The sequence below is a fragment of the Corynebacterium sp. Marseille-Q4381 genome, from assembly GCF_036881695.1.
GTDB lineage: Bacteria > Actinomycetota > Actinomycetes > Mycobacteriales > Mycobacteriaceae > Corynebacterium.
In genome coordinates this window covers 214825-223168 of record NZ_JBAJNR010000003.1, presented here as the reverse complement: position 1 = coordinate 223168, position 8344 = coordinate 214825, and the positions used below count along the sequence as shown (strand labels likewise).

Below are 8344 nucleotides of genomic sequence, written 5' to 3'. Positions count from 1 at the left end.
GCGGAGGTGGTGGGGGCGGGCTCGCCGCCACACGCAGCGAGGAGGGCCGACGCGGCAGCGGCGGCTGCGATCGCCCTGCTACGCCGCGTTCCCGTGCGCGGCATTAGATCCCCAGCGCGGTGTGGCCGCGCCGCCACTCGCTGAAGATCTCGGCGCTGCCGCTGGTGCGCACGCGGATCCCGCTTGCGCCGCCCGCGGGCCAGAAGCGCGAGGACATGACAACGCTGCCGCCGCCGGCGTACACCTCGAGGGTGGAGCCGTCGACGATGATGGTGATGTTGTCCTCGTCTTCGTCGTGAAGCGCGGCCTGCTTCGGATCGCCGTCGAAGCGGTCCAGCTCAATGCGCTCGCCGTGGTGGGAGATGCGCGCGGCGGGCTCGCCGCTGGCGTCGAGCACCTCGGCGACGACCTCGGAACCTGCGGGGATGGTGCACAGCCCGGTCCACATCAGGGCGCGCTCCGCGGCGTCGACCGCCTCAGGCAGGCCCGGCGCCGGCACTTGGTAGAGGTGGCCGTGCTGCAGGGTCACGCGGCGCGGCAGGGTGAGCGTGTTCGCCCAGCCCTCGGACGCCCAGTTTGGCTCGGCGGTCGGGTCGCCGGCGCGGCCCGAGTTCGTCATGAAGCCGTAGATGTACGCGCGCTCGTAGCGCTTCAGCTCCTCCTCGGCGATGCGGGGGTAGTTCGTGTTGCGCGGGCGGGTGAAGTCGTGGCCGTGGTCGAAGAGCTGGCTCGGCGTGACAACGGTGAACGTGTTGCCTTCCAGCTTGCCGATGATGTAGCTCGCCACGTCCTTGCCGTCGCGCTCGACGGTGATGAACAGGACGTCGTAAATCTCGCCGTCGACTTCGTCGCGCAGGCGGACCAAACGCGGGGCGACCACGGAGGCGTCGAGTTCGATGCCGGGGTCGCCGTTGAAGTTCAACGGGCCGTCGATAAGCCAAGCCCTGCCGTCGCCCGAACTCAATACCACCGGCTGCGGGGCGTCCGTGGAGCCGGAGACAGCCAGCATACCCCAGCCCTCGTGGCCGGAATCGCGGTCGGCGGCGCTGGACCAGCCGGGGAACACGCAGGGAGAGCGGAGGTTGTCGAACTCGCCGGTGGCGTCGACCACTTGGCCGAGGCGCTTCACGGCAGCGGAAACATCAGCACCGTCGGCGTCCAGATCGGCGCAAAGTCCGTTCACGTCGTCCACGCGCGCGAGCTGAATCGTGTTGCCCGCGTCTGTGTTGGAGGTGAAGTAGATGTCCACCCCGCCGTCGCTCTCGGTGCCGCACACCACCGCGCCGGCGCGCACGTGGCGCTCGCCGCCGGCCGGGATGATCGCGTCGTTGCACTCGTACCAGCTGAACGGGTCGTCCTCGCTCATGTTGTGGCCCCACCGGCTCGCGGCGTCAGGCGTGGGGCGGTACTGGTAAAACATGTGCCAAACGCGGTTGTTCTCCTCTCCGAGGCGAACCACGCCGGCGGGTCCTTCGAGGATGCCTTCTTCCGCGGTGATGTGGAGTTCTGGTCTGAAGGTAGTCATGTAAGCAGCGTCCTAAATCAGCGTTTTGTAAATGTCGACGGTTTGTTCGGCGATGGTGGCCCACGAGAAGTCGGCGACCGCGCGTTCGCGGCCGGCTTTGCCCATGCGCTCGGCCGCGTCGCGGTCGGCGGCGATGGCGTTGACGGCGTCGGCGATGCCGCGCTCGAAACCGGCCGCGTCGTTCTCGTTGTAGTCGACCAGCGTGCCGGTCTCGCCGTCGACAACCACCTCGGGGATGCCGCCGACGCGCGAGGCGACCACGGCGGTGCCGCACGCCATCGCTTCGAGGTTCACAATGCCCAGCGGTTCGTAGATCGACGGGCAGACGAACACGTCGGAGGCGGCATAGACCTCGCGGATCTTCTCCGACGGCAGCATCTCTTCGACCCAGAACACGCCGTCGCGCTCAGCGCGCAACTGCGCCACTAAGTCGCTGGTCTCTTTGGCGATCTCCGGCGTGTCCGGCGCACCCGCGCACAAGATGAGCTGAATGTCCTCGTCGAACTGCTGCGCCGCCTTCAGCAGGTGCGGCACGCCCTTTTGGCGCGTGATGCGCCCGACGAAGCTCGCGATGGGGCGGGAGGTGTCGACGCCGAGCTCGTCAGTTATCGTGCCCTTCTCCGGGTGCCACTTCTCGGGGTCGATGCCGTTGAGCACGACGTGCACCTTGCCGGGGTCGATGGCGGGGTAAGCGCGCAAAATCGCGTCTTTCATGCCGGAGGAGACGGCGATGACGGCGTCGGCGTTTTCCATCGCGTTGCGCTCGCTCCAGGACGACACGTCGTAGCCGCCGCCGAGCTGCTCGCGCTTCCACGGGCGGTCCGGTTCAAGCGAGTGGGCGGTGACTACGTGCGGGATGTCGTGCAGCAGGCCGGCGAGGTGGCCGCCGAGGCCGGAGTACCAGGTGTGGGAGTGCACCACGTCGAGACCGGAAGCTGCGTTGGCCATGCGCAGGCCGGTGGACAGCGTCTTCAACGCGCCGTTCGCATCCGCCAGCTCGGGATCCACGCCGTGCACGTACACGTGCGCCTCGTCGCGGGGCGCGCCCATGCAGTGCACGTCGACGTTGACAATGTCGCGCATGAAGCGCGTCAGCTCGGTGACGTGGACGCCGGCACCGCCGTAGATCTCCGGCGGATACTCCTTGGTCAGCATTCCGACTTTCATGCCCGCCGAGCTTAATAATTTCCGCAGACTAGTGCATGGACCTGCTGAATGTGCTGCGCAAACGGGCCGGATTCCCTACGCTTGGGGCCATGAAGAGCCAGCCTCGAGTCCTCGCCATCGTTCTCGCTGGCGGTGAGGGGAAGCGCTTGTTCCCCCTCACCGCGGACCGCGCGAAACCTGCGGTCCCGTTCGGCGGTAATTACCGCCTCATAGATTTCGTCCTCTCCAACCTGGTCAACGCGGGCTACATGCGCATTGCGGTGCTGACGCAGTACAAGTCGCACTCGCTCGACCGCCACGTGGCCACGGCCTGGAACGTTTCCGGTCCGACGCCGCAGTACATCGCCTCGGTTCCGGCGCAACAGCGCCGCGGCAAGCGCTGGTACTCCGGTTCGGCGGACGCGATTGTGCAGTCGCTGAACCTGATCTACGACGACATGCCGGATTACGTTCTCGTCTTCGGCGCGGACCACGTCTACCGCATGGACCCGTCGCAGATGGTGGAGGACCACATCGCTTCGGGCAAGGACGCCACGGTGGCGGGCATTCGCGTGCCGCGCACGGAGGCGTCGGCGTTCGGCTGCATCCAGGCGGACGGCGACGGCTCGATCACGGAGTTTTTGGAAAAGCCCGCCGACCCGCCGGGCACGCCGGACGACCCGGACACCACCTACGCGTCGATGGGCAATTATTGCTTTTCGACGGAAGCGTTAATCAAAGCACTCCTCGAAGACGAGCAAAACGACGACTCGGCTCACGACATGGGCGGCGACATCATCCCGTACTTCGTGTCGAAGGGCCAGGCGCACGTCTACGACTTTTCCACGAACGAGGTCCCGGGCGCGACCGAACGCGACAAGGGCTACTGGCGCGACGTCGGCACCATCGACTCCTTCTACGAGGCCCACATGGACCTCATCTCCTCGCACCCGGTGTTCAACCTCTACAACAAGGCGTGGCCGATCCACTCCACGGAGGACTCGAACCTGCCGCCGGCGAAGTTCGTGCTCGGCGGTATTGCGCAGGAGTCGATGGTGGCGTCCGGTTCCATCGTCTCGGGCGCCACGGTGCGCAACTCGGTGCTTTCAACTGACGTTCGCGTGGAAGAGGGCGCGACCGTGGAAGGCTCGGTGCTGCTGCCGGGTGTGCGCATCGGGCGCGGCGCGGTGGTGCGCCACGCCATTTTGGACAAGAACGTCTACGTCTCCGACGGCGAGATCATCGGCGTCGACCACGAGCGCGACCGCTCCCGCTACACCGTCTCCGACGGCGGGGTAGTGGTCGTGGGCAAGAACGAAGTGGTCTAACGCTTCGTAATCAGGGTCAGCCCGCCGTCGAGCGGCAGGCGGGTGACCACGCTGGCGCCGTCTTGCGCAAGCGCGTCCGCGTGCGCGTCGGCCTGGCGGGCGGCCTCGGTTTCACGGTCGCGGCGGGTGGGGTCGGCGATCGTGCCGTCGAGAAGCGAATCGGCGATGACCAGCGTGCCGCCGCGCGTGAGCAGCGGCCAAGCTTCGTCCATGATGGCGACAAGCTCGCGCGGGGAGACGTCGAGGTAGATCAGCTGGTAGGTCTCCGCGGCGAGGCGGCTCATCACGCTCGCCGGCTGCGCGGTGAGGAAACGCGTGCGCGAGGGCGAGTGGCCGGCGAGCTTGAACGCCTCTTTCGCGCCGCTTTGCAGCGCCGCCTCCGGCTCGATGCAGGTCAGCGTCGCCTTCTCCGGCAGGCCGCGCAGGATGTGCAGGCCCACGACGCCGGCGGCGGGGGTTACGGCCACCGCGCCTTGCGACGCGCCGGTTGCCAGGGTGGTCAAAAGGGAACCGACGATCGGCGACGGCCCGCGCACCCCGTTTTCTTCCCCTTCGACGTAGGCGTGTTCCAGCGCTGCGTCGTCAAGCAGTGCCTCAAGGATGTACGACGTCATCTCATCACTCACACCCTGAAAGCATAGTCGGATAGAATGCTGCGCATGGACGACGCTGGTGAGTTGACGGGCACAGCCGCCTTCGACGCGGGGTGCGGGGAGATGCCGTCGTGGGCGGAGCTCGTCGCCGAGCACGCCGACAGCGTCTACCGGCTCGCGTTCCGCCTCTCCGGCAACCAGCACGACGCTGAGGACTTGACGCAGGAGACGTTCATGCGCGTCTTCCGCAACCTGAAGCGCTACCAGCCGGGCACGTTCGAGGGCTGGCTGCACCGCATCACCACGAACCTGTTTCTGGACATGGTGCGCCACCGCTCCAAGATCCGGATGGAGGAGCTGCCGGAGGACTACGAGCGGGTGCCGGGCACCGCGATGACGCCGGAGCAGGCGTACACGGCCACCAACTTGGACCCCGCGCTGCAGCACGCGCTGGACGAGCTGGCGCCCGACTTCCGCGTCGCGGTGGTGCTGTGCGACGTCGTCGGCATGAGCTACGAGGAAATCGCCGACACGCTCGGGGTGAAAATGGGCACGGTGCGCTCGCGCATCCACCGCGGCCGCACGCAGCTGCGCGCGTCGCTGGAGGCGCAAGCGCAGGTGGATGTCGCCGCGCGGGAGTTGATCCGTTCCCGATGACGGGACACCGGCACTTTTCGTCCACCGACCACCTAAGCCCGGAGGCGGTGGCGGCGTACGTGGACAACGAGCTGAGCACGGCTGCTTATCGACGGGCCCAGCAACACCTCGCCCAATGCCCCGAATGCCAAGACGAGGTCGCCACCCAGCGCGGCGCGTCTGAGCGCGTGCGCGGCTCGTGCGGCGAGGACGTGCGCGCGCCGAGCTCGCTGGTGGCCAAGTTGTCGGGGCTGACGAAGGCGGAGTGCGGCGGCGCCGAGAGCGGGGAGGCGGCCGCCGGCAAGCGGGAAAAAGCGGAGCAGGCGCTTCGGGCGCTGCTGGGCCGCGAGTAGGGTAGGAACGGTGTTTTCCAGTTTCGGATGGGGCGAATTTTTTCTCGTCCTCGTGATCGGGCTGATCGTCATCGGCCCGGAGCGGCTCCCCAGCGTGATTGAGGACGTGCGCGCGGCCATCTACGCCGCCCGCAAGGCCATCGCGAACGCGAAGAAGGAGCTCAACGGCGAGCTGGAGGAGTTCGACGAGTTCAAAAAGCCGCTCGACACTGTGTCGCGCTACGCGGCGATGGGGCCGAAGCGGGCGGTGTCATCGCTGTTGTTCGAGGGCGACGAGGACTACCTCGGCAGCTTCGACCCGCGCCGCGTGCTCGCGGAGGCGGACGAGGAACCGCGCGTGAATTCGGGGCCGCGGCCGGCGCCGAAGGCCGGGCCGAAACCGGCGGCGCCGGAGGAGAAGCGGCGGGGCGGCTTCTCCTGGGAGGATGTTACTTAACCTGCGGGTTGAGGCTCTTGCCGGCAAGGGAGTCGCGGCGCACCTTCAGCGTGCTCGCAATGCGGCGGATCTCGGCCGCGGCGGGGGAGTCGGGCTCGGAAATGACCACAGGGGTGCCGTCGTCGCCGTGCTCCCGAAGCTTCGGGTCCAAAGGGACGGAGCCGAGGAGTGCCACGTCGCTGTCCGTGAGTTGAGTCAGACGCTCCGCGACGCGCTGGCCTCCGCCTTGGCCGAAGATGTGGTGAACGGTGCCGTCGTCAAGCATGAGCCCCGACATGTTCTCGATCACGCCCGCGACCTTCTGCTCCGTCTGCTGGGAGATGGTGCCGGCGCGCTCGGCGACTTCCGCGGCGGCGGCTTGCGGGGTGGTGACGATGATTAGCTCCGCGTTCGGGACGAGCTGCGCGACCGTGATCGCCACGTCGCCGGTGCCCGGCGGCAAGTCCATGAAGAGCACGTCCAGATCGCCCCAGTAGACGTCGCCGAGGAACTGCTGGATCGCGCGCGTGAGCATCGGGCCGCGCCACACAACGGGCGCGTTGCCCTCCACAAACTGGCCAATTGAAATGTGGCGCACGCCGTGGGTGATCGGCGGCATGATCATGTCGTCCACGACAGTCGGGCCCTTGTCGGCGGAACCCATCAGCCCCGGGATGGAGTGGCCGTATATGTCGGCGTCGACAATGCCCACGCTCAGGCCCTGCTCGGCGAGTGCTACGGCGAGGTTCACCGTCATCGACGACTTGCCCACGCCGCCCTTGCCGGACGCCACCGCGTAGATGCGGGTGCGGGTGTCCGGGTCGGCGAAGGGGATTGCGGTGCTCGGCTGCTCGGCGCGCAGCTTCTCCGACAGGGCGCGGCGCTGCTCGTCGCTCATTGTGTGCATGGTGACGCCGACGCTGCCCACGCCGTCGAGCTCCTCCAGCACGGCGCGGGTGTTGCGCTCGATGGTGTCGCGCATCGGGCAACCGGCGATGGTGAGGTAGACCCCCACGTGTACGTCCGCGCCGGTGATGGTCACTGACTCGACCATGCCCAGCTCCGTGATCGGCTTGCCAATTTCCGGGTCCTCGACGCGCGAAAGTGCCTCGTAGACGGCCTCGCGCGTGATGTGGTTCGAAGTAGTCATATCACTGGGTAAGTATAGTGAGGGACCATGACTAAACCCAACGTCAAAGCAGTGCCCTCCGGATGGCCGGTCGGCAGTTTCAACACCTATCTTGAAGCGCAGGCGGCTGTCGACGGGCTGTCGGACCGCAACTTCCCCGTGGAGAAGCTCACCATCGTCGGCGTCGACCTTATGCAGGTCGAGAACATCACCGGCCGGCTGACCTGGGGCAAGGTGCTCGGCGGCGGTGCGCTGTCTGGCGCGTGGATGGGCCTGTTCATCGGCCTGATTTTTACGCTATTCGCCGAGCCGGGCACCGGCTGGTCCATTTTCCTGTGGGCCCTTCTGATCGGCGCGATCTTCGGCATCATCTTCGCGGCGATCGCGTACGGGTTCTCCGGAGGCAAGCGCGACTTCGCGTCGGCGACCTCCATCGTGGCGGGCCACTACGACGTGCTGTGCGAGCCGGACGCGGCGCCTCAGGCCCGCGACTTGATTGCGTCTATAAGTGCCCCGGCGGGTGATCCGCGTCCTGCCGATGGCGCGTAGGCGGCTTCTTGGGGGGTTGGGCGTTGTGGCGGCGTCGGCAAGCGTGGCGTCCTGCGCCGACGAGCCGATACCTGTGGTGATCGGCATCGACGCAAGCTCCGAGGAGCAGGTGGTGTTGGGGGAGATCTACAGCCAGATCTTCGACGCCATGGGCTACGCCGCCGGCGTGTCCAGCTTCGGCGGCGCCGAGGCGCTCGACCCGCTAGAGATCTTGCGCGCAGAGCCGGTCGATCTCGTGGTCACGTGCACAGGCGCGGTGCTTGAAACGTACGACTCGGCCGCGGCTGCGGAACTAGCGGCAAGCGGTATGGAGGGCGAGGAGCTGTCGGTGGCGACGTACGACGCGGCCGTGGGCACGCTGCCCGCCACCATGCGAACGGTCGATCCCTCCCCGGCGCAGGGTTGCGGCTACACCGACGGCGAGCGGCTCGTGCAGAACATCATCCCTGTCTTCCGCAATGGCAAGTTCGACCGCGGCACCATCCAGCGCATCAACTTCATCACCCGCATGATGGCGACCGAAGACATCGCCGAATCGGCCGAGAAGGTGGGGCAGGGGGTGCCTGCCGACGTCGCCGTGGCCGACTGGCTGCTCGAGTACGCCGGCATCGCGCCAGGGCCCGCAGGCGGTGCTGTGGTCTCGATCGACCCGGAGCAGCCGCCCGTGTAG

10 protein-coding genes are annotated in these 8344 nt (G+C 67.4%); 6 read left to right on the top strand and 4 right to left on the bottom strand.

The window, feature by feature from the left end; genetic code table 11:
- Window positions 1–103: 103 nt before the first annotated feature.
- Both V6D40_RS04145 and glgA read right to left on the bottom strand, forming a co-directional pair.
- On the bottom strand, window positions 104–1525 hold the full coding sequence (locus tag V6D40_RS04145; RefSeq protein WP_334289095.1) for a GH32 C-terminal domain-containing protein: 1422 nt from the start codon (window positions 1523–1525) through the stop codon (window positions 104–106).
- A gap of 12 nt (window positions 1526–1537) precedes the next feature.
- Window positions 1538–2719 carry a glycogen synthase gene (gene glgA, locus V6D40_RS04140; protein ID WP_334289106.1) on the bottom strand — a complete coding sequence of 394 codons (1182 nt, stop codon included), beginning with the start codon at window positions 2717–2719 and terminating at the stop codon, window positions 1538–1540.
- A 62-nt stretch (window positions 2720–2781) separates the two neighbouring features.
- Between glgA and glgC the strand changes: the two genes are divergently transcribed.
- Window positions 2782–3999, top strand: coding sequence for a glucose-1-phosphate adenylyltransferase (glgC, locus tag V6D40_RS04135; protein WP_334289094.1), 1218 nt, complete (start codon window positions 2782–2784; stop codon window positions 3997–3999).
- On the opposite strand, the gene V6D40_RS04130 is transcribed toward glgC, so the two are convergent.
- Window positions 3996–4613, bottom strand: a complete 618-nt coding sequence (locus tag V6D40_RS04130; protein ID WP_442891885.1) for an O-methyltransferase — start codon at window positions 4611–4613, stop codon at window positions 3996–3998. The two genes, glgC and V6D40_RS04130, sit on opposite strands and share 4 nt — an antisense overlap.
- A 45-nt stretch (window positions 4614–4658) precedes the next feature.
- Between V6D40_RS04130 and sigE the strand changes: the two genes are divergently transcribed.
- Genes sigE through tatB form a run of 3 tightly spaced genes read left to right on the top strand, consistent with a single transcriptional unit; the run spans window position 4659 to window position 6017 of the window.
- Window positions 4659–5249 (top strand): RNA polymerase sigma factor SigE, encoded by a 591-nt coding sequence (sigE, locus tag V6D40_RS04125; protein WP_442891882.1) that lies wholly within the window; start codon window positions 4659–4661, stop codon window positions 5247–5249.
- Window positions 5246–5581 carry an anti-sigma factor family protein gene (locus V6D40_RS04120; RefSeq protein ID WP_334289091.1) on the top strand — a complete coding sequence of 112 codons (336 nt, stop codon included), beginning with the start codon at window positions 5246–5248 and terminating at the stop codon, window positions 5579–5581. The genes sigE and V6D40_RS04120 overlap by 4 nt, the downstream gene beginning before the upstream one ends.
- 10 nt (window positions 5582–5591) lie before the next feature.
- On the top strand, window positions 5592–6017 hold the full coding sequence (gene tatB / locus V6D40_RS04115) for a Sec-independent protein translocase protein TatB (RefSeq protein ID WP_334289090.1): 426 nt from the start codon (window positions 5592–5594) through the stop codon (window positions 6015–6017).
- Here tatB and V6D40_RS04110 read toward each other — a convergent pair.
- On the bottom strand, window positions 6010–7146 hold the full coding sequence (locus tag V6D40_RS04110; protein WP_334289089.1) for an Mrp/NBP35 family ATP-binding protein: 1137 nt from the start codon (window positions 7144–7146) through the stop codon (window positions 6010–6012). The two genes, tatB and V6D40_RS04110, sit on opposite strands and share 8 nt — an antisense overlap.
- Before the next feature lie 27 nt (window positions 7147–7173).
- Between V6D40_RS04110 and V6D40_RS04105 the strand changes: the two genes are divergently transcribed.
- Together V6D40_RS04105 and V6D40_RS04100 are read left to right on the top strand one after the other, a co-directional pair.
- A complete protein-coding gene (locus V6D40_RS04105) occupies window positions 7174–7674 on the top strand; it encodes a general stress protein (RefSeq protein WP_334289088.1) in 501 nt (166 codons plus the stop codon).
- Between the two features lie 25 nt (window positions 7675–7699).
- The gene (locus tag V6D40_RS04100) at window positions 7700–8344 is read left to right on the top strand and encodes a hypothetical protein (protein WP_334289087.1); all 645 of its coding nucleotides are present in this window, start codon (window positions 7700–7702) and stop codon (window positions 8342–8344) included.